This window comes from Arthrobacter sp. 10N44_2 (assembly GCF_056394385.1).
Window position 1 is genome coordinate 23,828 of sequence record NZ_JBFTHT010000020.1, and the last position, 25,081, is coordinate 48,908.

The following is a 25,081-nucleotide window of genomic DNA, read 5'->3' on the forward strand; positions in this document are numbered from 1 at the left end:
GCGCTCGGCGCCTTAGTCCGGGCGCGGGCCGCGCTAGCCGTTGCTGGACGCGCGCCCGCCCAGCCGGCTGGTGATTTTATCGGCCGCAGCGGCGCACGCTTCGCCCAGGCTCTGCAGAGCCTCGCGTGAGACGCGGAACCGGGGCGCCGAGATCAGGACGGCCGCCACGATGTCGCCGCGGTGGTCGTGGACGGGAGCGGCGACGCCCACTTCATCGATGGAGGATTCGCCGTAGTTGATGGCCCAGCCCCGGGCCGTCACGTCCTTGAGCTTGATCTGGTAGCCATCCAGGCCCGCATCATCGAGTCCCGGGTAGCTGATCGCCCCGCTGCGCAGGAGCACACGGACGCGTTCGACGGGCGCTGCGGCCAGGAAGACCTGCACGGAGGCGCTCATGGCGTCGGTGTACCGGGCTCCCAGCGGGGTGGTGTGCTTGATCTGGTGGTGGCTGGCGATCTGCTCCACGCACATTGACTCTGCGCCGTTCCACACCATGAGGGCGCTGGTTTCGCCGGTCTGTTCGGTGAGTTCACGCAGGACGGGATACGCCACCCGCCGTTCTTCCAGTTCGGCCAGCAACGGCCCGGCGACGGCGATCAGTCCCAGCCCCAGCCGGAAGCGGCGGGTTTCCGGATCGCGTTCCACCAGGTGTTCCTGTTCGAACGTGGCCAGGATCCGGGAAACCGTGCTCTTGTGCAGGCCCACCCGGTTGGCGATCTCGGTGACTCCGAGCAACGGTTCGTCCGCCGTGAAGGTTCGCAGCACGGCGATGGCGTTGACGATGACGGAGGTGCCCTTGGTGTCGCCGTTTCCGGTGGTCCCGGGAGATTCTGCTGGGGTCATGGTGTCTACCATCATTCCGCATGAGGGCCCAAAAGCGGCGCCACGGTGGACGTGGCGCCGCTTCTGGGTCTTGCCTTCAGGGGGTCTGGGCGCCTCAGGCTCCGATGATGTTGTATTCGGGGCCGAACGGGAACTTCGTGATGTTCTCGGCTCCGTCTTCGCCGACCACCAGGATGTCGTGCTCGCGGTAGCCGCCTGCGCCGGGCTGGCCGTCCAGGACGGTGATCATGGGTTCCATGGAGACCACCATGCCGGGCTCGAGCACCGTGTCGATGTCCTCGCGGAGTTCCAGTCCGGCTTCGCGGCCGTAGTAGTGGCTCAGGACGCCGAAGGAGTGTCCGTAGCCGAACGTCCGGTTGGCGAGAAGCCCGTGGCCCACGTAGATCTCGTTCAGCTCGGCGGCGATGTCCTTGCAGACAGCTCCGGGCTTGATGAGCTCGAGGCCGCGCTTGTGGACCTCGACGTTGATGTTCCACAGTTCGAGGGAGCGGGCGTCGGGTTCGCCGTAGAACAGGGTGCGCTCCAGTGCCGTGTAGTAGCCGGAGGTCATGGGGAAGCAGTTCAGGGACAGGATGTCGTGTTCCTGGATCTTGCGCGTGGTGGCCCAGTTGTGGGCGCCGTCGGTGTTGATGCCGGACTGGAACCAGACCCAGGTGTCACGGATTTCCGAGTCCGGGAACGTCCGCGCGATTTCGTGGACCATGGCTTCGGTGCCGATCAGGGCGACCTCATATTCGGTGATGCCGGCGGTGATGGCGTTGCGGATGGCTTCGCCGCCCAGGTCACCGATGCGGGCCCCGTGCTTGATCACCTCGATCTCTTCCGCCGATTTGATCATCCGCTGGCGCATCGCGGCCTGGGCCACGTCCACCAGGGTGGCCCCCGCAAAGGCCGCCTGGATCTTGTTGCGGTTGTCCAGCGGGAGCGAATCGTCTTCGACGCCGAGCCGGCGGGGGTTGATGCCGCGGGTGCGCAGCGCCTCCTGGATGGCGAAGATGTAGTTGTCCCGGCGCCAGTCCGTGTACACCACGTTGTCGCCATAGCTGCGCCGCCACGGCATGCCGGCGTCGATGTTGGCCGTGACGGTCACGGTGTCGTCCTTGGTGACCACCATGGCGTAGGACCGGCCGAAGTAGGTAAAGAGGAAGTCCGAGTAGTACTTGATGGAGTGGTAGCTGGTCAGGACGACGGCGTCCAGGTCCTTTTCGGCCATGATGCGGCGCAGTCCGCCGAGCCGGCGCTCAAATTCGGCGTTGGAAAAGGTCAGCTTTTCCTTCTGCCCGTTGTGCAGGACTTTCAGTCGCTCCAGTTCGGCGATGGACGAAGCATTGTTGGACGTTGCGATGGTCATGGTGGTGGTGCCTTTCTGCATTGCTGTTCTTTGGAGGGGAAAATTTGGGGGCGCCGGCGCGGGCTACTCGTGGCGCAGCGGTTCTTTGCTGGTTTCCCGGGAAAGCGCTACGGCGATCAGGGAGATAGCCGCGGCGCCGGCGAGGTACCAGGCAGGAGCCAGGGCATTGGCCGTCGCGGCGATCAGGAGGGTCGCCATGAACGGCGCGGTGCCGCCGAAGAGCGCGTTGGAGAGATTGAAACTGACGGCGAAGCCGCTGTAGCGGACGCGGGTGGGGAACATCTCCGCCAGGAAGCTCGGGAGCGTACCGTCGTTGAGCGTCAGCATGCCGCCCAGCAGGATCTGGACCAGGACGATCACCAGGAAGTTCCCGGTGCCCAGCAGGGCGAAGGCCGGTACGGTCAGCAGGATGAAGCTCAAGGATGCGGCGATCAGCACCTTTTTGCGGCCGTAGCGGTCCGAGAGCATACCGGTCAGGAAGATGAACCCGATGTACGTCACCAGGGCGATGGTGGTGGCCAGGAAGGATTCGGCCGCGCCGAGACCGAGCTCCGAGGACAGATATGTGGGCATGTAGCTCAGGATCACGTAGAACCCGACGGCGTTGAGCAGCACGGCTCCGACGGCCTTCAGCAGCAACCGCCAGTGCTTCCGGAAGAGGCTGGATACCGGGGCCTTGATGGCCTGGTCCTCCTCTGCCAGTTCGCGGAACACCGGCGTGTCTTCGAGCTTGGTGCGGATGTAGCGTCCGATCAGGCCCATCGGTGCTGCGAGCAGGAACGGCAGGCGCCATCCCCAACTCTGCATCGCCTCGGCGCTGAGCAGGACGGTCAGCAGGCCCGCGAGCAGGGAGCCGAGCAGCAGGCCCGCGGCCGTGCTGGCCGGAACCACCGCCGCGTACAGGCCGCGTTTGTTGGCCGGGGCGTACTCGACCAGGAAGGCGGACGCGCCGGCGTATTCGCCGGAGGCGGAGAAGCCCTGGACGACGCGCACCACCAGGAGCAGGATCGGGGCCCAGATGCCGATGGAGTTGTACCCCGGGATCAGTGCGATGCAGAAGGTCGCTCCGGACATGATCAGGATAGACAGGGAAAGGGCAGTCCGGCGCCCCACCCGGTCACCGATGTGGCCCCAGACGAAGCCGCCAAGCGGCCGCACCAGGAACGAGATGGCGAAGAGGGCGAAAGTCAGTAGAAGCGCCGTCTGGGGATTGGACTCGGGGAAGAAGACCGCGGCGATTGTTGCGGCCAGGTAGCCGTAGACGGCGTAGTCGAACCATTCGACGAAGTTTCCGATGAAGCTGGCGGCGACGACCCGCCGTCGGGTTTCCTTACTGACTGCGGGATCGTGGCCGCCAGGGGCCGCATGGCCGCTCAACGTGGTCTGTCCCGAGGACGTACTGCCATGCCCGCTATTCGACTCCGGGCTGGTCTGCCCCGCAAGAGTGGCGGGGGAGGAAGTTTCGTTACTCATGTGTCCACCAAAGTGTTTTGGAGTTGCAATCAGTGCAACGCTGTTGCACCAGAATAGGCGTGACGCATGACACGGTCAATGCCTTTTTGTTTCAGGCTTGTGGATTAAGTCAATGAAGATGCCCGGGCGCGCCAGCCCTGGGAGCGGCCCACCTTGGAACTCAAGGTTGCGTTCAACGAGACGGGGTTGCGACAGATGCGCCTCTGACCTGCTGCCTTGTGAAAAGCTTGGGCCGGGCGGCGGCGCGGTTCCCTCCGGGGCGCCGCGGTGCGAGACTTGGTGAACTATCGAGCGACTGGGGGGCCAGGTCAGGAGATCGTCTTGGGCATTCTGGTACGCACGCGCACTTCCGGCCGCCGGACGGCGGACGAGCCATGATGGCCGGGTGGGCCTATCTCATGGCCGGAATCATGACCGTCGACTCGCTCCTGCTGGGGCTGCTTCTGATGAACGTGAAGTGGCCGAAGCGCTGGAAGAGAAACGGCTGAAGTTCCGGAACTCTAATCCACTGCGGCGGTGACTCGGGCGCCCGTCGTGGTCGAAGTCGCCGGTCACGTGCGGGCTCGCCGGAAGCTTAAGGCGAGCCCGCACGCTTCCCGCGACCTCGGCGGGAGGGTCGCCGCGGCTAGAGGACCTTGCGGATGGTCTCCTCGAAGCTGGTGACGTGGTGCAGGGCGAGCTCGCCGGCCCTGTCCGCGTCGCCGTCGGCCACCGCCTTGAGCAGCTCCACGTGCTCGGTGATGTGGCCGCTGACCGAGGGGACCTTGTCCAGGACCAGGCACCAGATGCGCGTGGCCAGGTTGTCGTAGCGGATCAGCGTGTCTTCCAGATGAGGGTTGGCCGCGGCCCGGTAGATCAGGCGGTGCACCGTCAGGTCGTAGCGCATCAGCTCCCGGGACTCTGCTGGGCTCGGGGCCAGTTCCGCAATGGTCTTGGCGACATCCAGCAGCTCGCGGCGCATGGCGGCGTTGGCCCGCGTTGCCGCCCGCCGCGCCGCCAGAGGTTCCAGCAGTTCCCGGATTTCCGAGACGTCGGCCAGTTCCGTGAAGTCCACGGTGGTGGCAAAGGTCCCCCTTCGCGGGTAGGAAACCACCAGGTGGTCCACTTCCAGCCGCTTGATCGCCTCGCGCACGGGAGTACGGCCGAACCCGAGCTCGGCGGCGAGCTGCCCGTCATTGATGGGTTCGCCCGGCCGGATTTCGAGCATGATCAGCTTGTCGCGCAACTGCCTGTACGCGGCCTCCGCCTGGGAGATGGCTTCGTCCTCTGCGGGCGGCAGGACGGTGAGTGCATTCACAGCTCGGCCCCGTTTCTGGATTTCAACCGGAAGCCTGGTTCCACTTGGCTTCCGGCTATTGACTCTGGTGTGATCTCAATCATACCATTGTTCTCACACTGATATATCAGTCATAGCAATAGTGGTATTTCAAAGGAGCAACCGTGGTTGAGCAGTTGAACGAGCGACTTTCCGTAGTCGATCCCGAGGTCGAAGAGGCCGTGGCGCGCGAACTGAAGCGCCAGCAGTCCACCCTGGAAATGATTGCGTCCGAGAACTTCGCCCCCGCCGGGGTCATGGAGGCACAGGGTTCGGTGCTGACCAACAAGTACGCCGAGGGCTACCCGGGCAAGCGCTACTACGGCGGCTGCGAGCACGTTGACGTGATCGAACAGCTCGCGATCGACCGGGTCAAGGCCCTGTTCGGCGCCGAGTACGCCAACGTCCAGCCGCACTCCGGCGCGCAGGCCAACGCCGCCGCCATGTTCGCCCTCCTGGAACCGGGCGACACCATCATGGGACTGGCCCTGGCCCACGGCGGCCACCTCACCCACGGGATGAAGATCAATTTCTCCGGCAAGCTCTACAACGTGGTCCCGTACCACGTGAGCGAGCACAACCACCTGGTGGATATGGCCGAAGTGGAGGCCCTGGCCCTTGAGCACCGGCCCAAGATGATCGTGGCCGGCTGGTCCGCCTACTCCCGGCAGCTGGACTTCGTCGAGTTCCGGCGCATCGCCGACCTCGTGGGCGCCTACCTCATGGTGGACATGGCACACTTCGCCGGCCTCGTGGCCGCCGGGCTTCACCCGAACCCGGTCCCCTACGCCGACGTCGTCACCACCACCACGCACAAGACCCTCGGCGGACCGCGCGGCGGCGTGATCCTGGCCAAGGAGGAGTACGCACGCAAGATCAACAGCGCCGTGTTCCCCGGCCAGCAGGGCGGCCCGCTGGAACACGTGATCGCGGCCAAGGCCGTGGCCTTCAAGATCGCGGCGTCACCGGAGTTCAAGGAACGCCAGGAGCGCACGCTCGAAGGCGCCGGGATCCTCGCGTCCCGGCTCCTGAAGGACGACGTCGCGGCGGCCGGGATCTCCGTGGTCAACGGCGGCACCGATGTGCACCTGGTCCTGGTGGACCTGCGGGACTCGGAACTGGACGGGCAGCAGGCCGAAGACCGGCTCCACCGGATCGGCATCACCGTCAACCGCAACGCCGTCCCCTTCGATCCCCGCCCGCCCATGGTGTCCTCCGGGCTGCGGATCGGCACCCCCGCCCTGGCCACCCGCGGCTTCGGTGCCGCGGAGTTCACCGAGGTGGCGGACATCATCGCCTCCGCCCTCATCTCGCAGGCGCCCGGGGACGAACTCAGCGACCAAACCGCCGCTGAACTGCGTGGACGCGTCAGCGCCCTCGCGGACCGGTTCCCCCTTTACCCGCATCTCGGCACCGGTACGACGGCGACCGGGCTTGAGGCAGAACTGATTGGAGCAGCACAATGACCACCGAACACCTGCCGGAGCACCCGGACTTCCTCTGGCGCAACCCGGACCCCAAGTCCTCCTACGACGCCGTGATTGTGGGCGGCGGCGGACATGGACTGGCGACGGCGTATTACCTGGCCAAGAACCACGGGATGACCAACATCGCCATCCTGGAAAAAGGCTGGCTCGCCGGCGGCAACATGGCCCGGAACACCACCATCATCCGCTCCAACTACCTCTGGGACGAGAGTGCGGCGATCTACGAGCACGCCCTGAAACTCTGGGAGATCCTGCCGGAGGAACTCGAATACGACTTCCTGTTCAGCCAGCGCGGGGTTATGAACCTGGCCCACACCCTGGGCGACGTCCGCGAAAGCGTCCGCCGCGTCGGAGCCAATAAACTCAACGGCGTCGACGCCGAGTGGCTGGACCCGCAGCAGGTCAAGGAACTCTGCCCCATCCTGAACATCAACGACAACATCCGCTACCCGGTCATGGGCGCCACCTACCAGCCGCGCGCAGGCATTGCCAAGCACGACCACGTCGCCTGGGCGTTCGCCCGCAAATGCGACGAGCTCGGCGTGGACATCATCCAGAACTGCGAGGTCACCGGCTTCATCAAGGACGGCAACCGCGTCACCGGGGTCAAGACCACCCGCGGCACCATCAACACCGAAAAGGTCGGACTCTGCGCCGCCGGGCACAGCTCGGTGCTTGCCGAAATGGCCGGATTCCGGCTCCCCATCCAGTCCCACCCGCTCCAGGCACTCGTGTCCGAACTGCACGAACCCGTCCACCCCACCGTCGTCATGTCCAACCACGTCCACGTCTACGTCTCCCAGGCGCACAAGGGCGAACTGGTCATGGGCGCCGGCGTGGACTCCTACAACGGCTACGGCCAGCGCGGATCCTTCCACGTGATCGAGCACCAGATGGCAGCCGCCGTCGAACTCTTCCCGATCTTCGCCAGGGCCCACGTGCTCCGGACGTGGGGCGGGATCGTGGACACYACCCTGGACGCCTCCCCGATCGTAGGCACCACCCCGGTGGAAAACATGTTCGTCAACTGCGGCTGGGGCACCGGCGGATTCAAGGGCACACCGGCGGCCGGGCTGACGTTCGCCCACACGATCGCCACCGGAGAACCGCACAAACTCAATAAGCCCTTTGCACTCGAGCGCTTCGAAACCGGCGCCCTGATCGACGAACACGGCGCCGCCGCCGTGGCCCATTAGAAAGAGGTAAGGACATGCTCCTGATTCCCTGCCCCAACTGCGGTCCCCGCGACGAGACCGAATTCCACTACGGCGGACAGGCCCACGTGGCCTACCCCGAAAACCCGGCAGAGCTCACGGACCGCGAATGGGCCGAGTACCTGTTCTACCGCGACAACACTAAGGGCGCCTTCGCCGAACGCTGGCTGCACAGCACCGGCTGCCGGCAATGGTTCAACATGCTCCGCGACACCGTCACCTACGACATCCAGGCCGTATATCCGATGGGCCAGCCGCGCCCTGACAAGGAAAACGCAGCCACGGGCCCCACAGCCCTCACCGTCACCAGCCCCGTCTCCCCGGAAGGAGCAGTCAAATGACCGCTCAGCCGCAGCCCGCGCGTCTTAGCACCGGCGGACGCATCGACCGCAGCGTCACGTGGCGCTTCACCCTGGACGGCCGTGAGTACACTGGCCACCCCGGCGACACCCTCGCCTCCGCCCTGCTGGCCAACGGCCGGCTCCGCGCGGGTGACTCCCTGTATGAGGGCCGGCCCCGCGGCATCATGTCCGCCGGCGTCGAGGAATCCAACGCCCTGGTCAAGGTCGCGGCCCGGTTCCCGGGCCACGTGGCCGAATCCATGCTCCCGGCCACCACGGTGTCCCTCGTGGACGGCCTCAGCGCTGAACTGCTCAGCGGACTGGGCAAGCTGGACCCGGCCGAGGACCACGCCGAATACGACAAGAAGTATGTCCACACCGACGTCCTGGTGGTCGGTGGCGGCCCGGCAGGCCTGGCCGCGGCCCGCGAGGCCGTCCGCTCCGGCGCCCGGGTCATCCTTATCGACGACCAGCCCGAACTGGGCGGCTCGCTGTTGTCCGGCTCCACGGATCCGGCCCTCGTCGAGAGCATCGAAGGGCAGCCCGCCCTGGAATGGGTGGCCAATGTTGAAGCCGAACTGATCTCCGCGGCCGAGTGCACGGTACTGAACCGCACCACGGCCTTCGGCTCCTACGACTCCAACTACATCATCGCGGCCCAGAACCGGACGGACCACCTCCTCACCCCGGCCGCGCCCGGCGTGTCCCGCCAGCGGATCTGGCACATCCGCGCCGCCCAGGTCATCCTGGCCCCGGGCGCCCACGAACGCCCGCTCGTTTTCGAAAACAACGACCGCCCCGGCATCATGCTGGCCTCCGCGGTGCGCAGCTACCTCAACCGCTACGCCGTCGCCGCCGGTTCCCGGGTGGTCATCAGCACCACCAACGACAGCGCCTACGCCCTGGCCGCCGACCTCCGCGCCGCCGGCATCAAGGTCGAGGCCGTCGTGGACGCCCGCCCACAGCTGAGCGAAACCGCCGCGGCAGCTGCGGCCGCGGGAACGCGGGTGCTGATCGGCAGCGCCGTCGCCAACACCACCGCCGCTGTGTCCGGCGACGGCCGGCTCCTCGGCGTTACCGTCCGGAGCATCAACGACGCCGGCGAACTCACCTCGGGCATCGAACACCTCGCCTGCGACCTGCTGGCCGTCTCCGGCGGCTGGTCACCGGTGGTGCACCTGCACTCCCAGCGCCAGGGCAGGCTCCGCTGGGACGAAGACCTCGCCGCCTTCGTCCCCAACAGCGTGGTCCCCAACCAGCAGGTGGCCGGCTCCGGACGCGGCAGCTTCGACCTCGACGACTGCGTGGCCGAAGGCATCTCCGCCGGGGCCGCGGCGGTCATCGCCGCGGGCTTTGAGTCCGATGCTGAACCGTCTGCGCCGACGCCGCCGCGCGCCGCCGCCCCCACCCGCCAGCTCTGGCTGGTACCCGGGCAGGACGGCGGCCCGGATGACTGGCACCACCACTTCGTGGATTTCCAGCGCGACCAGTCCGTGGCCGATGTCCTCCGCTCCACCGGTGCCGGCATGCGGTCCGTGGAGCACATCAAGCGCTACACCTCGATCAGCACCGCCAACGACCAGGGCAAGACCTCCGGGGTGAATGCGATCGGCGTCATCGCCGCCGCGCTCCGGACAGCCGGCGAAGCGTCCCGCGGGATCGGCGACATTGGCACCACCACCTACCGCGCCCCCTTCACGCCCGTGGCGTTTGCCGCCCTGGCCGGACGCCAGCGCGGCGAACTCTTCGACCCCGCACGCCTCACTTCCATCCACCCCTGGCATGTCGTCCAGGGAGCCCTCTTCGAAGACGTCGGCCAGTGGAAGCGCCCCTGGTACTATCCGCAGGACGGCGAGGACATGGACACTGCGGTGCTCCGTGAATGCGCCGCCGTCCGGGAATCCGTGGGCTTCATGGACGCCACCACCCTGGGCAAGATCGAGATCCGCGGCAAGGACGCCGGCGAGTTCCTGAACCGCATCTACACCAACGCGTTCAAGAAACTCGCTCCGGGTTCGGCCCGCTACGGAGTCATGTGCACCCCGGACGGAATGATCTTCGACGACGGCGTCACCCTGCGCCTGGACGAGGACCGGTTCTTCATGACCACCACCACCGGCGGCGCGGCCAAGGTGCTGGACTGGCTGGAGGAATGGCTGCAGACCGAATGGCCGGAACTGGATGTGCACTGCACCTCCGTCACGGAGCAGTGGTCCACCATCGCCGTCGTCGGTCCGAAATCCCGCGCCGTTCTCGCCAAAGTGGCTCCGGAACTGGCAGCCGACGGCGGCCTGCACGCCGAGGCCTTCCCGTTCATGACGTTCAAGGAAACCACCCTGGCATCCGGTGTCCAGGCCCGGGTCTGCCGGATCTCGTTCTCCGGCGAACTGGCCTACGAAATCAACATCCCGTCCTGGTACGGGCTGAGCACCTGGGAAGCCGTGGCGGCGGCCGGCGCGGAGTTCAACATCACCCCGTACGGTACCGAGACCATGCACGTGCTGCGTGCGGAGAAGGGGTATCCGATCGTCGGCCAGGACACTGACGGGACCGTGACACCGCAGGACGCCGGCATGGAATGGGTCGTGTCCAAGGTCAAGGACTTCATCGGCAAACGCTCCTACACCCGCGAGGACGCCGGCCGCACCGACCGGAAACACCTGGTCAGCGTCCTCCCCGTGGACGGCACCATCCGGCTCCCCGAAGGCACCCAACTGGTGGAACAGGGCATCACCGTCAACCCCGCCTACGGCCCCGTGCCCATGCAGGGATTCGTGACCTCGAGCTACCACAGTGCGGCGCTGGGCAGGTCGTTTGCCCTGGCCCTGATCAAGAACGGCCGCAACCGCATTGGCGAGACCCTGGTGGCCGCCGCCGGCGACCAACTCGTGGACGTAATCGTCGCAGAAACCGTACTATTTGACTCTGAAGGGGCCCGCAAAGATGGCTGACACCGCAGCACTCGAAAATTCCAAGAAGATCCAGACCCTCAGGAAGAGTCCGGCATCACTCCTGAGAACGGCTTTTGAAGCGGGATCCGTTGCGGGCACCGTGGAGCTGCGCGAGGTGCCGTTTCTGACCATGGCAGGGCTCCGGGTCGATCCTGCCGGCGACGCAGGGCAGCGGCTGGGCGCCCTCACGGGTGGCCTGCCCTCCGCTTCCGGGGAAGTCCGCGGCAGCGGCGACACCGCAGTGCTGTGGCTGGGCCCGGCAGAATTCCTGCTCGTGGCCCCCGCCGAATCCCACGAAAGCCTGGGCGGTGAGCTCCCCCGGGCGCTCATCGCAGCACTGGGCGACGGCCAGGGCCAGGTGGTGGATCTGTCCGCCAACCGCACCACGCTCGAGCTCTCCGGACCCCGGGCCAGTGCCGTGCTGGAGAAGGGCTGCGCCCTGGACCTGCACCCCCGCGTCTTCCAGCCCGGAACGGCCCTGTCCACGGAAATCGGCGGCATCCCCGTCGTTCTGTGGAAGACCGGGGACGAGACCTACTGGATCTTCCCGCGGGCATCCTTCGCGGAGTTCCTCGGCCGCTGGCTCCTCGACGCCATGCGCGAATATGCCTCCACCGAGGTCCCCTGATGGCGCTCAGCGTCCTCGACCTGTTTTCTGTTGGCATCGGGCCGTCCTCCTCCCACACGGTCGGCCCGATGCGGGCGGCCAAGCGGTTCGCAGACGGGCTCAAGAGCGACGGGCAGCTGAGTTCCACGGCGAGGGTGCAGGCCGAGCTGTTCGGTTCCCTCGGCGCTACCGGCCGGGGCCACGGTTCGGACAAGGCCGTCGTCCTGGGCCTCCAGGGCCAGGACCCCGAGACAGTGGACACGGGCACTGCCGATGACCAGGTGGCTGCCGCTGCGCTGGATGCGGAGCTGCAGCTCGCCGGCCATCACCGGGTGGATTTCAACTGGGATGAGGACGTGGTCCTGCACCGCCGCAAGTCGCTGCCCGCCCATCCGAACGGCATGACCTTCCGGGCCCTCGACCACGCCGGCGACGTCCTCAGCGAACGGAGCTTCTATTCGGTTGGGGGCGGCTTCGTCGTCGATGGCAATGCACTAGGCGCCGACCACGTGGTGGCCGACGACACGGTGCTGCCCTACCCGTTCACAACAGCTGACGAACTCCTTGAAATATGCCACCGAGAGAATATGTCCGTCTCCGACGTGATGCTGGCCAACGAACTCGTCTGGCGCACCGAAGCCGACCTCCGGGAGAAGCTCTTGGCCCTGTGGGCGGTCATGCGCCAGTGCGTGGACAACGGCTGCGCTGCCGAGGGCATCCTGCCCGGCGGGTTGAACGTCAAACGGCGCGCCCCGTCGTTGTTTCGGACGCTGGCAGCATCCGCCGTCAGCGCCGAGGCGGACGCCCGGAACCCATCGCCGGTCCAGGTCCCGGCCGACCCGCTGCTCGCCATGGAATGGGTGAACCTCTTCGCGCTGGCCGTCAACGAGGAAAACGCCGCGGGGGGCCGGATCGTCACCGCGCCCACCAACGGTGCCGCCGGCATTGTGCCGGCCGTGCTGCACTATTACGTCAAGTTCGTCCCCGGCGCCAACGACGACGGCGTCATCCGCTTCCTGCTGGCGGCGGCCGCCGTCGGGATCCTGTTCAAGATCAACGCTTCCATCTCCGGGGCAGAGGTCGGCTGCCAGGGCGAAGTCGGATCCGCCTGCTCCATGGCGGCGGCGGGACTCTGCGAAGTGCTGGGCGGGACCCCGGAGCAGGTGGAAAACGCCGCCGAAGTCGGGATCGAGCACAACCTCGGGCTGACCTGTGACCCCGTCGGCGGGCTCGTGCAGATCCCCTGCATCGAACGCAACGCGATCGCCAGCGTCAAAGCCATAAACGCCGCCCGCCTGTGCCTCCACGGCGACGGCAGCCACAAAGTCTCGCTGGACAAAGCAATCAAGACCATGCGCGAAACAGGAGCAGACATGAAAACCAAGTACAAGGAAACCTCCCGCGGGGGCCTCGCCGTGAACGTCGTGGAGTGCTGACCATGGTCCCGGACCAGACACCCGACACCGTTGAGCACGTCCTGACACTGGACTGCCCGGAAACGCGCGGGATAGTCCACGCCGTGTCCGGTTTCCTGCTGGACCAGGGCTGCGACATCCTGGAAAGCAAGCAGTTCGACTCACAGCTCGACGGCCACTTCTTCATGCGGGTCCATTGCGCGTCGGCCGGAGACCAAACCACCCTGGCTTTGCTGCGGGACGCATTTGTGCCGGTGGCCGAAAAATTCGGCATGCGCTGGGAGCTTCGGCGGCACGGGACCAAACGGCGCGTGCTGATCATGGTCTCGAAATTCGAGCACTGCCTCAACGATCTGCTGTACCGGGCACGCACCGGAGAACTGCCCATCGAGATCGTCGGCGTCGTTTCCAACCACCCCGACCACCGGCGGACCGTCGAGTGGCACGGAATCCCGTTCTTCCATGTGCCGATCACGCCGGACACCAAGCCCGCGGCCGAACAGCGGCTTCTGGAACTGATCGACCGGATGGACGTCGAACTGGTGGTCCTGGCCCGTTACATGCAGGTCCTCAGCGACAACCTCACCCGCCAGCTGGATGGCCGCGCCATCAACATCCACCACTCCTTCCTGCCCAGCTTCAAGGGCGCGAAGCCCTACCACCAGGCGCACGCCCGGGGCGTGAAGACGGTCGGCGCCACCGCCCACTATGTCAACGCGGAACTGGACGAAGGGCCCATCATCTCCCAGCAAGTGGTGGAGGTGGACCACACTTTCAGTCCGGACGATCTCGTGGCCGCCGGGCGCGATACCGAATGCAGGGCACTCTCCAATGCCGTCCGCTGGCACTGCGAGGGACGCGTCATCCTCCAGGGCAACAGGACCGTCGTGCTGCGCTAGGTTTGGCACCATGATCCTGCCCCTCGAGGACCGCGAAGCCGCCGCCCCTGCCTACATCCTGCGGGGTGCCCTCATCACGGACGGCGCCTGCACACCGGGCTGCGTGGTGGCGGTGAACGGCGGCCGGATCGCCTACGCGGGACCCGGCGACGGCTTTGACGCCGCACATTTCCCGGATGCGGAGGAGCTCCCGCTGCCGCCCGGCAGCTCCCTGCTTCCCGGGCTTGTCGACCTCCATTGCCACGGCGCCGCGGGCGGCGGATTCCCGGCCGGCAATGACCGGGGCTGCCGGGCGGCCGTGGACTTCCTGCACCGCAACGGGACCACCACCCTCCTGGCGAGCCTCGTCACCGCCCCGGAAGATGAGCTGGTGGGGTCGCTCGGCGTACTCAACGTCCTGGCGGCCGAGGGACTGATCGCCGGCGTGCACTCCGAGGGGCCCTTCCTCTCCGCCGCCCGGTGCGGCGCGCAGGACCCGCGCTGGCTCCGCGCCCCCGACCCTGCGCTGCTCCGGCGGCTGGTGGCGGCGGCCGGCGGAGCCCTGCGGACCATGACGTACGCCCCCGAACTGCCCGGCGCGAGTGAGCTCCTACGGATCCTCACGGACCACGGGGTGATCCCCTCACTGGGCCATACCGATGCCGCTGCCCCCGTTGCCGCGGCCTCACTGGCGGAAGCCGCGGACCTCATCCGCGGCGCGGCTTCCGGGGTCTTCGGGCCGCGGGCCCGGCCCACGGTGACCCATCTGTTCAACGGCATGCCTCCCCTGCATCACCGGAGTCCCGGACCGGCGGCCGCGTGCCTTCGGCTGGCGGCCGCCGGCACGGTCGTGGTCGAGCTCGTCGGCGACGGCGTCCACCTCGACCCGGAGACGGTCCGGATGGTCTTTGACCTGGTCGGAGCCGGGGGCATCGCGCTGGTGACGGACTCCATGGCGGCAACCGGGCTGCCCGACGGCGACTACGAACTCGGCCCCGTGGAAGTGGTGGTGCACGACGGCGTGGCCACCCTGCGGAGCAACGGCGCCCTTGCCGGGGGCACGGCGACCCTGTTGGAGGTTGTCCGCATGGCCATCGCGGCGGGGGTGAGTCCGGCCGACGCTGTCGCGGCGGCCACCCTGGTCCCGGCCCGGGTCCTGGGCCTGGAGACGGAGATCGGCGCCCTCCGGGCTGGAATGCGCGCCGATATCATCGCCGTTGACCCGGGCTTCGACATCGTGGCCGTGCTGCGCGGCGGACGGATCCTGGCGGACCATCGACGTGCCGCGCGTTAGCCCCTGAACCCGCGGGGCCCACGGCGGTTGCGGAAGTTTCGAGCCCTTCGTTTTGTTGTTCTGAGTGTGGGCAAACATTACTTCCGGAAAGGAGCCCGCCATGATCCGCATCGCTATCGTGCTCGGGAGCACCCGGCCCGGTCGCCTCGGAAAGGCCGTCGCCGACTGGGTAAGTGCCCGGGCATCAGAACGCGGCGATGCCACCTTTGACGTCCTCGACGTCGCCGATTTTGATCTTCCGCTGCTGGACGAGCCGCTGCCACCCTCCTTCGGCCGGTACAGCCAGCCCTACACCAAGGCCTGGTCCGAAGCTGTCGACGGATTCGACGGCTACATCTTCGTCACGGGCGAGTACAACCACTCGATTCCCGGCGCACTGAAGAACGCTGTGGACTACCTCTACAAGGAGTGGAACAACAAGGCGGCCGGGTTTGTCAGCTACGGAAGCAGCGGCGGCATCCGCGCCGTCGAACACTTCCGCGGAGTGTCCGCGGAGCTGCAGATGGCCGACGTCCGGGCCCAGGTGGCGCTGCCCCTGGCCACGGAGTTCGCGAATTACCGCACATTCATCCCGACGGCGGCCGCGGAAAAGAGCCTGCAGATCCTGTTTGACCAGGTGATCGCGTGGGCCGGCGCGCTGAAGGTCCTCCGGCCGGGCCATGCCCACGGAACAGAAGACGCCAGCGCGGCGTGACCCTGCCCTGGCTGGGCCCGGTTTGCCGTCCCGCGGGCCGCGTGCCGGTGTCCGCCTAAGCCGGAGTCCCCGTCCTGCGCCGCCGCCGCCGGACGGGGGGCGTGTCTCCGCCGTGTGGCGCCGCGGCATAGGGACTGGGCAGGGGCACGTTCTGGTCCGGAACGGAATCGGGGACCAGGACGTGGACCGTGCCGCCGGATGATTCCCGCGCGGCTCCGCCCGCGACGCTGCGCAGGTAGTCAAGCGCCCCTTCTTCGCTGAACCCGTACTCCCGCACCAGCGTCCGCAGCGCCAGCCCTGCCAGTGCCCGGGAGAGCTGCGCCGAGGAGAGATCTGCGCCGCCCCCGGACCTCAGCGCCAACTCCTGGACCAAACGCAGTGCACGGGAGATGTAGCGGGCCAGCCGAGCCGCTGCGATGATGTCTGCGCTGGTGAAGACGTGCGGCCACGCGGCGTACAGGTTCACGGCGGCATGGAAGACCGCTTGTGGTGCCAGTGGAACGGATACGAGGGACCGGACCCCGAAGGCTGCGGCGGCGCTGGCGTACCCGGGCCAGCGCCGTTCCAGGGAAGTGTCGCCCACGAACACATATTCGCCGGTTCGGACCGCCGTGCGGGCGGGCCCGTCATCGAAGGAACGCTGCGCCTCGTCGGCGGCCCGTGCCGGTGCGCTGCCCGCGGTCAGCGTGAGGGCCTCCGCGGACCCGACCAGTGTCACTGCCCAGCTGATCCCACGGCCGGGACCACCGATGTCGTCGACAAACTCACTCACGGCTTCGCTGAGGAAGGCACCGACATCCGGGTCGTTGAAGTGCAGCTCCCAGAAGGAGGCATAACGATCCTGCCGGCCGTCTCCTGCAATTCCTTGGGTCATGTTCCACGCTCGAGATCAAAGCACGCAGCTCACTGCTGAACCGATGAAAACAGCATACGTCCGGGCGGACACCGCCGCGCCTCCCATTTGTCAGAGCCAGGGCCTCTGTCGCATTGGTATGGTTCCGGGCTGTCCCGGCGACCTGTTTCGATGAACTGTTCCTCAGCCGTTCCGCTGAGCTGTTCCCGTGACAGCGGGAAATCTGCTTCAGCGCCGCGGCGGCCCAGGGAGGCTTTTAACATCCGCCCTGGACCGCCCGCCCCGGCTTCAACACCAGTCGCGGAGGACCCGTCCCGCCGTGGCACACCCATTAATACCCGCGTTCCGCAGGTCCCAAAAGGGCCTTTGGGCCCGTGCCGGCCGGCCGTGCACTGCCGCCCATTTCACCCCCGGCGGATGAGGTCCGCACGCGCGTCCGGGCAGACGATGGATATGCCCTTCGATGCCCCACTGCTCGGGGGCGATCCCAGCTGGGAGAGGAGCCTCCAAATGTCAAGACCGCACGCAATCACCGTGGGATCCATCGCGCTTGCGACCGCCGTCGTACTGCTCACCGGATGCAGCCCCACGAGTCCGCCGGCTGCCACCCCAAGCCCCACCGCGGCCATCTCGAGCCCGCCCGCGAGCGTGTCGGAAATCTGCGCTGCTGCCGATGCCCATGCCGCGGCCCTGGCGAATTTCAAGGCCACGCTCAAGCCGGACGCCACCATCGAGCAGGTGCGCTCGGCCCAAGACCAAGTCTCCAAGACCTATGAAGAGCTGGCCAAGGCAAGCGAGAACCTCGCCCAGCAACGGGCGGAGGCGGTTATGGCCGCCGAAGCCAAGTTCAATGCCGCAGTCGCCGCGGTGCCTGACAACGCCACGTTGACTCAAGCAGCTGATTCCCTCCGGGACGAAGCCTCCAACGTCGAGGCCGCGATCCGCGACCTCCGGACTGAGGTCAAGTGTTAGCGGTCTGACATGTCTTGTCCCAATCGGTGCCCGTTGGGCCCTCAGATGCAGGAATGGTCGTAGTCGAATCCTCCCGACACGTACTGGGCAATGGTGACTTTCCCGCCGGCCGTCAGTGGCGCCTCAGAGCATTTGCGTTTTGCCACGGCGAGTGACTTCGCCCCGGCCACCCAGCTGGGCAGCGTGTAAAGGTTGCTCGAGGACGGCACCGTTCCCACAATTTGGGTCCACTGCGTTTTGGTGGAGTAAAGGCCCGTTCGGGCTCCGACACTCGCGAAGTAGGCCGCCATCCCCTCCAGATCGGCACGGTTCGCCGCCGGGCGGGTTGACCAGCTATTGCCGGTCTCGACATCGAGCCACCACGTGTAGGCCGCCGCGTTGCTTATCCCCCGGATGTTGGCATCGTCGTAGGCCTTGGCATAGCCGTACATGTAGGAGCAGGCTTCCTCGACTGAACCCTCGGTGCACTCTCCGTAGGGGTTGGCGACGGTGGTTCCTCCGTAGTTGTTGCTGGTAGGCCACCAGGATCCTGAAGTACCGGGGTTGGCGGTGTTCACGTAGAGCGCGACCAGGGGCTGGCCAGTCCCGCCGGTGGACGTCCCGGCCCAGGACAGCTGCGTCGCCAGACACGGGTTGGTGGTGTTGGCCAGCCCATTGTTCACGCCGACGACGGCGAACGTCTGGCCCCGGGGCAGCGTTTTGCCGCATTGGGGCCACGACACATCGTTGCCCGGGCCCGCAGCCCCGGCTGCTTGGGCCGGCGTTCCGGCCAGCATCAGCGCGAAGCTTGCGGCGGCCGCAAGGATCACCCGGCAACGCGAGGAAAAGGGTGCAAGGGACATGGTGGGCCTTCCCGTCGATGCTGCTGAGCAGTTAGCACAGCATGGCCGCCGCAGGTTTGCCCGGTCAAGGCTTTCGGTAGTGAGTTCATGGGCCGGTCCGCCGGCGGCTCCCACAGAAGCGGTGGCCCGGCATGGGAGGATCGGTGTATGGAAACCACCCCGGAGGTCCTGCGCTATGCGGCCTTTTCCACGACGCCCAACGGCGGAAATCCTGCAGGCCTGGTGCTGGATGCCCGTGATCTGGATGATGCCGGGATGCTGGCGGTGGCGGCCGCCATCGGGTACGCAGAGACGGCTTTCGTGACGGAGCCGGGTGTCGACGGCGACCCGCGCCGGAGCCGGGTTCGGTACTTCTCGCCGATCGCCGAGGTGCCATTCTGCGGGCATGCGACGATTGCGCTGGCCGTTGCGCTGAGCGCACGCGACGGGGCGGGCGCCTTCACCTTCGAGACCCCCGTCGGCCCCGTCCGCATTGAAACGGCGGGGGACGGTGCCGAGATCACGGCATCGTTCACGGGCGTTGAACCGCAACTGGCCGCCTTCGACGACGACGTCCTGGCTGAACTTCTTGGATTGCTCGGTTTCGGTCTGGACGATCTCGATCCGGCCTATCCGCCGCGGATCGCGTATTCGGGGAACTGGCATCCGGTGCTGGTCGTCGCGGACCGCTATCTTTTCGACTCCTTTTCCTTCGATCCGGAGGCCGTGCGCCGGCTGATGGACGCACAGGGCTGGGCCGCGACGGTGACCGTCCTGCACCCGATTGCAGATGGCGAATTCGAAGCCCGGAACCTGTTCCCGGTGGGTGCCATCACGGAGGACCCCGCAACCGGGGCGGCCGCGGCGGCCGTTGGCGCCTACCTGCGCATCCTGGGCCTGGTCGATCCCCCGTCGAGAGTCCTCATCCACCAGGGACGGCACGTCGGCCGTCCGGGCCTACTCACCGTGGACATTCCCGCTGCCGGCGGAATAGTGGTCAGCGGCAGGGCCGTCCGGATCCCCGCCGCTGCGGGCAACAGCTGATCACTGGGTGGAGGCCAAGTGCCGGTAGCTGAAGGACTTCAGCGTCAGCGTGCCCCCTGCCGTGACGGCTTTGACCCCCGGCGTCCCCGCAGCGGGGAAAACGAGTGACGTCATGGTCTTTTCCCCGCCGTTGATGAAAACCTCCACCGAGCAATAGTCGACGAAAATCGTTAGCTCCACCGTCCCGTTCCGCGCTGGGCTGGCTGCGCGCCGCGATGCCCGATAGTCGGGGCTGAGTTCTGCCTTGCCGGTGGCGGCAACATCGGACTCCCGGGAGATGAATGCTGACTCGGTGGCGAAGTCGTATCCGACGGTGGCAAACGTGCCCCCGCCGCTTTCGAGTTCGATCCTGGCAACGGAACCGTCGTCCTGCGCTGTCCGCTCTAGAGTTACATCGAGCCGGTACGCCCCGCCTTCCGGGACCGGCAGTTGTCCTGCGCCATCCGGTGTCAGTCGACGTTCCCCGGTGGTTGCCGCGGGGCCTTCAAGGGATTTCATGGCAGTCGTGGGGCTCGACACCAGCGTTGGCTTTCCGTCGATTGTTTGCAGCCGTATGTCCCTCACTATGGAGTCGGCGCCGCCGTGCCAGTCCTGAGTGGGCAGCTGCCGGGCGTACTGCCAGTTGTTCATCCACCCGATGGCGTGCCGCGAGGACATCCGCTGGCTTTCGGTGAGCCTGGGATCATCCCACGTCACGGCGGCGTAGAAGTCGGAGCCGGCGTCGAGCCACTGGTGCGGCCCGTCAGACGGGGTGAATCGGGTTCCGTCCCATTCGCCAGTCCAGTAGGCAACGCCCGTGGTGAAGCCCTCTTCGCTCCCGTTGGCGCTGGCGGCCAGGACCCAGGTCCGTTTGGATGGATCACCGTCGAGATCCAACTGGAAAAGGTCCGGGCACTCCAGGACGCCCAGACCTTTGCGTTCGATGCCTGAGGCGTAGTGCCAGTCCAACAGGTTCGACGACGTATACATGCCGATCTTGTCGCCTTCGGCCAGGGCCATCACCCATTGGCCGTGGGCCGCATCCCGGATGATTTTGGGATCCCGCCAGTCCGGTTCGCCCGGGTTTTCCATGACCGGGTTCTGCGCATAGGCGGTGAAGGAGTATCCGTGGTCAGTGGAATAGAACAGGGACTGCCGCTGGATTCCCTGGTCCTGCTGCGTCATGACCGCAATGACAGCCCCCTTGCCAAAGCCGGCCGAATTGTCCTGGTCCACCACGGCGCTTCCGGTTTCGATGTCGCCCAGCCCGTTTTTGTACTTGGTGATCGCCACTCCCTCCTCCTTCCAGTGCACAAGATCCGTGCTGGTCAGGTGGTACCACTCGGTGCCGTTCTCCTTCGGGTACCCGGCGTTGTAGAGGTAGTAGTAGTGCCACAAGCCGTCGAGCAGGATGGGACGCTGCGGATCATTCATCCAGTTCTTCCCGGGCGTTATGTGATAGCTCGGCCGGAACTCGGATGCCCCCTCGGGCCGGTCGAAAGCTGGCTGCGCCTGCCCGGCGTGGCTCTGGGAACCCGGGCTTGATCCCGGCGAAGGGACCAGCGCCACCGCGATCAGAACGGCCGCGGCGGCGGCCACGGCGGCCACCATCCAGATCGTCCAATGGTTTTTCATGATTTAACATTCCTGGTCTTGGTGGAAGCCATCCCGCCCATCTATGGCCCGACGGTCTAGGCCCTGCGGGGGGACGGAAGCGCCCGGAAATCCGGGCGCTTCCGCCTCATGACTGCCTACTGCACTACTTGTACAGCCCGGCACCGCCGACGTTGAGGTTCGTGGGCAGGTACCCGAACGGGCCCAGGCCGTTCTGGCCGAAGCTGCGGTCAACGGCCGAAACTCCGTTGCGGAAGTTGATCTTCACGGTGGGCGAGAGGGACCCGCCGCGGACGCCGTCCACGTTGTCGATAAAGGACTGCACCAGCCCGCCCGGCTGCACGTAGTGCGAGTAGGCCTGGAACTGGCGGCCGTTCTGCCGGGGATCCGGCCCTTCGGGCGCATTGGCTGGCATATTCAGGTCCGTGGGGGATGCCAGCGTCAGGCCGCTGTTGTTCATGGGCTGGTAGTCGGAACGGACGCCGTCGCCCACAAAGCCGTAAACTCCGTCGGGGCCGCGCATTCCATCCGCATAGGTGAACTGGTGGCTGATGGTGAACAGGTAGTACTTGTTCTTGCCGCCCTCGCTCTGGATGAAGATCTGCGGACGCTCGGTCTGGTCGTTGACGCAGTTGGCGGACAGGATCGGCGGCAGGAAGTGCCATTTGGTCAGGTCTTTGTTGTCCGCCACGGCCAGGCCCACGTTGGCCGTCTGGAACCATGCACCGGTGGTGGCGTTGACGGTGTTCGCGGATTCGGCGCGGGGGTCCCCGGGCTGGTAGCCCAGGTCCTGCTCCGTGCACTTGTAGTCGCCCCGCTGGCCGCCGGTGTTGCCTTCGAAGACCATGAAGGTCTTCCCCGGGTGCGCCGGGTCTACGAACGTGTAGGGGTCCCGGAAGGCGAACCCTGGGTTCTGGGCCTTGTTCTGGTACATGACGCCGTCCGGCTCAAGGAGTTTGGTGTGCTCGAAGCCGTCGAAGCTCACGCCGTTCTTGTCAGCGTGGATGTTGCCCAGTGCCTTGGCGATCACGGCATCCGGGGCGATTCCGCCGCCGCCGGCGTTGCGCTCGGCAACGTCGTAGAACGTCGTTGCGGTGTAGAAGACGTTGACGTGGTTCCCCTGCATGAGGCGGGTGGAACCGGACCATTCGGTGTTGCCGACGGAGGTGTTGTCCAGGAACAGGTGTCCGCCGTAGTTCCACTTGTCCTTGGCCGGATCGGCGTTGGTCTTGCGGAAGAAATAGCCGATCCGGGCGTTCCAGTGCCGCTGGTCGAAGCCGTAGCCGGCGTGGCGGTCGGCAACGAGTGAGAAGATCACGTCCCAGCCCTTGTAGCTGATCTGGTTTGCGTTCTCGTCGGTCAGGGACCACGTGTCCCAAACCCAGACGTCGTCGTTCATGGCCGGGAAGTCCTGGGGAATTTCCGGCATGGTGACGTTCGGGCTCATGGAGTTCTGGCCCGGGGTTACGCTAGTGCTGCTTTGGGCCATAATCTGCTTGGCATCGGCACGCGTCCACTTGGAGGTGAAGGCCGCGGCCGGATCGAACGCCTGCTGGGTGTGCTTCGTGGGCAGGGGGAAGCCGGGTGTCGGAGCCGGCATCTGCCCGCCGCTCGGCGGATCCGAGGGCGTGTTTGCCTGGGCTGACGGAACGGCAAGGAAGACGGAGGCCGCCACGGCCGCCGCCAGTGCCGCGGCGACAGAACGCCACCGCAGCTTCCGGTGTGTATTGGGGTGCTCGTGCATTTTTGCTCTTCTCGCGGAGTTGAGACCATTCGTGGAAGACGGGCATATGCCCTCATTCCCCGAAACTCCGGCAGCCCCGATGACACCGCAGGCGTCATCGAGGACGCCATCGTGTCGAGGGGACGGGGCCTCGGTAGGGCCCCGTCGGTGGCCCGGGAGGGTGCTGACCTCCTGGACGTTCATCACCGTAGACAGTGCCGGCGAGGATTCAAAACCACATTTCAGACACCAAAACGGCTCATAACCCGGTCGATGTAAGCGCTTGCACAAACTCTCCGCGCGCGTGCCACGACTCTAAGATTGAGTCAAATATTTCCTAAAAAATATGCTTTCTTTTTCAAGTCGCCCGCTGTTTGCCCGTTCGTTGCCCCGCAGCCGTCCTTCACCCAGCCCACACTGCGGAGCACGACGCCGGTGCCTTGAGTGAGGCGCCGGGTGCCCAAAGCGTTCGTACTCCGGCCACCGGAGGCCACGAATCCGGCGATAAGTGCCACAGATCCCCAACCATTCCCGGGTGCCTCACGTCGCTTCTCTCGTCCCCGGGGTGGCAGGGAATTCGGTTCGGAACCCGATCAATTTGTGGGTGCCGTCGCAGTAGGGTTTGATCGCGGACGCGCCGCAGCGGCACAGGGCGACTGTTTTGCGCGACCGCGGCACTGCTCCCCCGGACGGGGTGACGATCTCAAACTCGCCGCGGACCAGGATCGGTCCATCGGGACAAATAACAATGGCGGCGTCGTTGGACGATTCCTGCGGGTTCTGGTTCATAGATGCTCCCTGACTGGGTTCGTGCCCGGGTCAGACCCCGGCGGGGACAGGCGGCTTCAGCGACGACGTGCCGCTCTCCCACGCCCCCATGATGTGCGCGGTGAGTCGGGCGTCGATGGCGAGCACCGCCGTCGCGCCGAACAGGACGTCCGGAAGGAGATCCGGTTCTGCCTCCACGAGCCCTCCGGCGAGATCCCGGCCCGCGATCTGTTCGTGGACGGCGTCCGCTTCGACGTGCTCGTCGAAGTACGCGGTCACATCGGCCCCGAATCCGAGACGCCGGAAACCGTTGCCGTACAGCTGATTCGGCCGGGAGGAGGTCATCTCATAGATCGCCAGATGCCCTGCGATGGCTCCCCGCAGTCTGCGGTTCAGGCCGAAAAGGGACATCATGTTGACGGCGGCGAGAGAGATGGCCGGGACGGCATCCACATAGCCGCCGTAGACATCGTTCAGCCCCAGCCCTCGCATGGTCCGGGCGAAAAGTGCGCTGTGCATGCGGTCCGGGCGGCCTCCGCCGTACTCGTCAGCCTGTATCTCCACCAGCGCAGCCTTGGCCCGCCCGGTCAGCCTCGGGATCGCCCAGGTGTGCGGATCGGCTTCCTTGAGCTGATAGATCGATTTGTGGACCAGGAATTCACGGAGCTGCCCGAGGGTGGCCAGCTTCGCCACATGGCGGGACATGCCCGGTCCACCGTCCTGGCCCGCGAGCCCGAACAGAATGTCCGCCACCGCGTCGCTGTCCAGGCCGGCGGCAGGAGCAGGCTGGACTGATCCGGCGGACGAGCGGGCCACGGACCGCAGCTCCAGCTCGAACGGTCCCTCCAGCAGCTGCCGGAGTGCGATCAGCCCGGGGTTCCATTCCCAGCGGTCGTCCACCCCATCCAAGCCGCCGTAGTGCAGCTCGTAGAGGCAGAACAGGGTCAATTGCACATCGCCGTCGTCGATGATGTCATCGGCGAGTGCCAGCTGCCCGTTGATGAGCTCGGTGAGATCGCGCAGCGTGCCCTGGGCTGCGGAATCATCTCCGGTCCCGTCGGCCAGAAGCCGGAAAAGGCCACGGCTTATGGGTCCGCGCGCGTCAGGGATCTTCATGTTTTCTCCTACGTGGGCCTCAGCGGTGTTGGCTGCGGCCGGTGAAAGTGCGTCGAAGTGAGCCCGCCCCGGGGTTACGGCCGGAGGGCCCCCAAGGGTGCGGCGCCTTAGCTGTTGCCGGTGTAGACGAGGCTGTCCGGGTCGACTTCGTTCGCCGGGGCATCCGCGAGTCCCTGCGGCGACAGATCCATGTCCATCAGCGCTGGTCGTTGATTGTGGGCCGCGGAGGCTCCGGTGGTGGCAGTGCTGTGGTTGGAAACGGTGTGCCCCTAATTCTTTGTTGGTTACAGACCCGGGAGGGTGTTGCCTGTCACGGGCGGGGCATTTC

Annotated in this window: 21 protein-coding genes; 11 read left to right on the forward strand and 10 right to left on the reverse strand. The window is 66.4% G+C overall.

The window, feature by feature from the left end:
• Positions 1–33 precede the first annotated feature (33 nt).
• From AC1DBX_RS17970 to AC1DBX_RS17985, 4 genes are all read right to left on the reverse strand, one after another.
• On the reverse strand, positions 34–843 hold the full coding sequence (locus tag AC1DBX_RS17970) for an IclR family transcriptional regulator (RefSeq protein ID WP_243178252.1): 810 nt from the start codon (positions 841–843) through the stop codon (positions 34–36).
• A gap of 94 nt (positions 844–937) precedes the next feature.
• Entirely contained in the window at positions 938–2,194 is a 1,257-nt protein-coding gene (locus tag AC1DBX_RS17975) for an aminopeptidase P family protein (RefSeq protein WP_223914764.1), read from the reverse strand.
• A gap of 63 nt (positions 2,195–2,257) precedes the next feature.
• A complete protein-coding gene (locus AC1DBX_RS17980; RefSeq protein WP_476932376.1) occupies positions 2,258–3,667 on the reverse strand; it encodes an MFS transporter in 1,410 nt (469 codons plus the stop codon).
• Between the two features lie 625 nt (positions 3,668–4,292).
• Entirely contained in the window at positions 4,293–4,964 is a 672-nt protein-coding gene (locus AC1DBX_RS17985) for a GntR family transcriptional regulator (RefSeq protein ID WP_476873351.1), read from the reverse strand.
• Positions 4,965–5,107: 143 nt separating this feature from the next.
• On the opposite strand from AC1DBX_RS17985, the gene glyA reads away from it, so the two are divergent.
• The 9 genes from glyA (at position 5,108) to AC1DBX_RS18030 (ending at position 15,863) form a co-directional block, all read left to right on the forward strand.
• Entirely contained in the window at positions 5,108–6,448 is a 1,341-nt protein-coding gene (gene glyA, locus AC1DBX_RS17990; RefSeq protein ID WP_476859559.1) for a serine hydroxymethyltransferase, read from the forward strand.
• Positions 6,445–7,665 carry a sarcosine oxidase subunit beta family protein gene (locus AC1DBX_RS17995; RefSeq protein WP_026539064.1) on the forward strand — a complete coding sequence of 407 codons (1,221 nt, stop codon included), beginning with the start codon at positions 6,445–6,447 and terminating at the stop codon, positions 7,663–7,665. The genes glyA and AC1DBX_RS17995 overlap by 4 nt, the downstream gene beginning before the upstream one ends.
• Positions 7,666–7,679: 14 nt before the next feature.
• On the forward strand, positions 7,680–8,024 hold the full coding sequence (locus AC1DBX_RS18000; protein ID WP_476932377.1) for a sarcosine oxidase subunit delta: 345 nt from the start codon (positions 7,680–7,682) through the stop codon (positions 8,022–8,024).
• The gene (locus tag AC1DBX_RS18005) at positions 8,021–10,975 is read left to right on the forward strand and encodes a 2Fe-2S iron-sulfur cluster-binding protein (RefSeq protein ID WP_476932378.1); all 2,955 of its coding nucleotides are present in this window, start codon (positions 8,021–8,023) and stop codon (positions 10,973–10,975) included. The genes AC1DBX_RS18000 and AC1DBX_RS18005 overlap by 4 nt, the downstream gene beginning before the upstream one ends.
• Positions 10,968–11,603: a sarcosine oxidase subunit gamma gene (locus AC1DBX_RS18010; protein ID WP_476856065.1), complete on the forward strand. Its 636-nt coding sequence runs from the start codon at positions 10,968–10,970 to the stop codon at positions 11,601–11,603. Before AC1DBX_RS18005 ends, AC1DBX_RS18010 begins: the two co-directional genes overlap by 8 nt.
• Positions 11,603–13,018 carry an L-serine ammonia-lyase gene (locus AC1DBX_RS18015; protein ID WP_476932379.1) on the forward strand — a complete coding sequence of 472 codons (1,416 nt, stop codon included), beginning with the start codon at positions 11,603–11,605 and terminating at the stop codon, positions 13,016–13,018. Before AC1DBX_RS18010 ends, AC1DBX_RS18015 begins: the two co-directional genes overlap by 1 nt.
• A 2-nt stretch (positions 13,019–13,020) precedes the next feature.
• A complete protein-coding gene (gene purU, locus AC1DBX_RS18020; protein ID WP_476856229.1) occupies positions 13,021–13,896 on the forward strand; it encodes a formyltetrahydrofolate deformylase in 876 nt (291 codons plus the stop codon).
• Positions 13,897–13,906: 10 nt separating this feature from the next.
• Positions 13,907–15,169, forward strand: a complete 1,263-nt coding sequence (locus AC1DBX_RS18025; RefSeq protein ID WP_476932380.1) for an N-acetylglucosamine-6-phosphate deacetylase — start codon at positions 13,907–13,909, stop codon at positions 15,167–15,169.
• Positions 15,170–15,269: 100 nt separating this feature from the next.
• A complete protein-coding gene (locus AC1DBX_RS18030) occupies positions 15,270–15,863 on the forward strand; it encodes an NADPH-dependent FMN reductase (RefSeq protein WP_476856062.1) in 594 nt (197 codons plus the stop codon).
• 55 nt (positions 15,864–15,918) lie between these two features.
• Here AC1DBX_RS18030 and AC1DBX_RS18035 read toward each other — a convergent pair whose 3' ends face one another.
• A complete protein-coding gene (locus tag AC1DBX_RS18035; RefSeq protein WP_476856061.1) occupies positions 15,919–16,737 on the reverse strand; it encodes a GAF domain-containing protein in 819 nt (272 codons plus the stop codon).
• 489 nt (positions 16,738–17,226) lie between these two features.
• Here AC1DBX_RS18035 and AC1DBX_RS18040 point away from each other — a divergent pair, with 489 nt between their 5' ends.
• Positions 17,227–17,688, forward strand: a complete 462-nt coding sequence (locus AC1DBX_RS18040; RefSeq protein ID WP_476849981.1) for a hypothetical protein — start codon at positions 17,227–17,229, stop codon at positions 17,686–17,688.
• Positions 17,689–17,729: 41 nt separating this feature from the next.
• On the opposite strand, the gene AC1DBX_RS18045 is transcribed toward AC1DBX_RS18040, so the two are convergent.
• Positions 17,730–18,530 (reverse strand): glycoside hydrolase family 25 domain-containing protein, encoded by an 801-nt coding sequence (locus AC1DBX_RS18045; RefSeq protein ID WP_476932381.1) that lies wholly within the window; start codon positions 18,528–18,530, stop codon positions 17,730–17,732.
• Positions 18,531–18,677: 147 nt separating this feature from the next.
• Here AC1DBX_RS18045 and AC1DBX_RS18050 point away from each other — a divergent pair, with 147 nt between their 5' ends.
• The gene (locus AC1DBX_RS18050; protein WP_476870254.1) at positions 18,678–19,553 is read left to right on the forward strand and encodes a PhzF family phenazine biosynthesis protein; all 876 of its coding nucleotides are present in this window, start codon (positions 18,678–18,680) and stop codon (positions 19,551–19,553) included.
• On the opposite strand, the gene AC1DBX_RS18055 is transcribed toward AC1DBX_RS18050, so the two are convergent.
• The 4 genes from AC1DBX_RS18055 to AC1DBX_RS18070 form a co-directional block, all read right to left on the reverse strand.
• Positions 19,554–21,167 carry a glycoside hydrolase family 32 protein gene (locus tag AC1DBX_RS18055; RefSeq protein ID WP_476932382.1) on the reverse strand — a complete coding sequence of 538 codons (1,614 nt, stop codon included), beginning with the start codon at positions 21,165–21,167 and terminating at the stop codon, positions 19,554–19,556. It abuts the gene before it with no gap.
• A 124-nt stretch (positions 21,168–21,291) separates the two neighbouring features.
• Positions 21,292–22,890: a glycoside hydrolase family 68 protein gene (locus AC1DBX_RS18060; RefSeq protein ID WP_476870255.1), complete on the reverse strand. Its 1,599-nt coding sequence runs from the start codon at positions 22,888–22,890 to the stop codon at positions 21,292–21,294.
• 519 nt (positions 22,891–23,409) lie between these two features.
• A complete protein-coding gene (locus AC1DBX_RS18065; protein ID WP_476849986.1) occupies positions 23,410–23,658 on the reverse strand; it encodes a CDGSH iron-sulfur domain-containing protein in 249 nt (82 codons plus the stop codon).
• 30 nt (positions 23,659–23,688) lie between these two features.
• The gene (locus AC1DBX_RS18070; RefSeq protein ID WP_476859570.1) at positions 23,689–24,753 is read right to left on the reverse strand and encodes an iron-containing redox enzyme family protein; all 1,065 of its coding nucleotides are present in this window, start codon (positions 24,751–24,753) and stop codon (positions 23,689–23,691) included.
• Positions 24,754–25,081: the final 328 nt, after the last annotated feature.

Excerpts from the sequence above, each read along its gene's own strand:
- AC1DBX_RS17970 (WP_243178252.1), bottom strand. The coding sequence starts at position 843 with ATGACCCCAGCAGAATCTCCCGGGACCACCGGAAACGGCGACACCAAG.
- AC1DBX_RS17975 (WP_223914764.1), bottom strand. The coding sequence starts at position 2,194 with ATGACCATCGCAACGTCCAACAATGCTTCGTCCATCGCCGAACTGGAG.
- AC1DBX_RS17980 (WP_476932376.1), bottom strand. The coding sequence starts at position 3,667 with ATGAGTAACGAAACTTCCTCCCCCGCCACTCTTGCGGGGCAGACCAGC.
- AC1DBX_RS18000 (WP_476932377.1), top strand. The coding sequence starts at position 7,680 with ATGCTCCTGATTCCCTGCCCCAACTGCGGTCCCCGCGACGAGACCGAA.
- AC1DBX_RS18005 (WP_476932378.1), top strand. The coding sequence starts at position 8,021 with ATGACCGCTCAGCCGCAGCCCGCGCGTCTTAGCACCGGCGGACGCATC.
- AC1DBX_RS18010 (WP_476856065.1), top strand. The coding sequence starts at position 10,968 with ATGGCTGACACCGCAGCACTCGAAAATTCCAAGAAGATCCAGACCCTC.
- AC1DBX_RS18015 (WP_476932379.1), top strand. The coding sequence starts at position 11,603 with ATGGCGCTCAGCGTCCTCGACCTGTTTTCTGTTGGCATCGGGCCGTCC.
- purU (WP_476856229.1), top strand. The coding sequence starts at position 13,021 with ATGGTCCCGGACCAGACACCCGACACCGTTGAGCACGTCCTGACACTG.
- AC1DBX_RS18025 (WP_476932380.1), top strand. The coding sequence starts at position 13,907 with ATGATCCTGCCCCTCGAGGACCGCGAAGCCGCCGCCCCTGCCTACATC.
- AC1DBX_RS18030 (WP_476856062.1), top strand. The coding sequence starts at position 15,270 with ATGATCCGCATCGCTATCGTGCTCGGGAGCACCCGGCCCGGTCGCCTC.
- AC1DBX_RS18035 (WP_476856061.1), bottom strand. The coding sequence starts at position 16,737 with ATGACCCAAGGAATTGCAGGAGACGGCCGGCAGGATCGTTATGCCTCC.
- AC1DBX_RS18040 (WP_476849981.1), top strand. The coding sequence starts at position 17,227 with ATGTCAAGACCGCACGCAATCACCGTGGGATCCATCGCGCTTGCGACC.
- AC1DBX_RS18045 (WP_476932381.1), bottom strand. The coding sequence starts at position 18,530 with ATGTCCCTTGCACCCTTTTCCTCGCGTTGCCGGGTGATCCTTGCGGCC.
- AC1DBX_RS18050 (WP_476870254.1), top strand. The coding sequence starts at position 18,678 with ATGGAAACCACCCCGGAGGTCCTGCGCTATGCGGCCTTTTCCACGACG.
- AC1DBX_RS18055 (WP_476932382.1), bottom strand. The coding sequence starts at position 21,167 with ATGAAAAACCATTGGACGATCTGGATGGTGGCCGCCGTGGCCGCCGCC.
- AC1DBX_RS18060 (WP_476870255.1), bottom strand. The coding sequence starts at position 22,890 with ATGCACGAGCACCCCAATACACACCGGAAGCTGCGGTGGCGTTCTGTC.
- AC1DBX_RS18065 (WP_476849986.1), bottom strand. The coding sequence starts at position 23,658 with ATGAACCAGAACCCGCAGGAATCGTCCAACGACGCCGCCATTGTTATT.
- AC1DBX_RS18070 (WP_476859570.1), bottom strand. The coding sequence starts at position 24,753 with ATGAAGATCCCTGACGCGCGCGGACCCATAAGCCGTGGCCTTTTCCGG.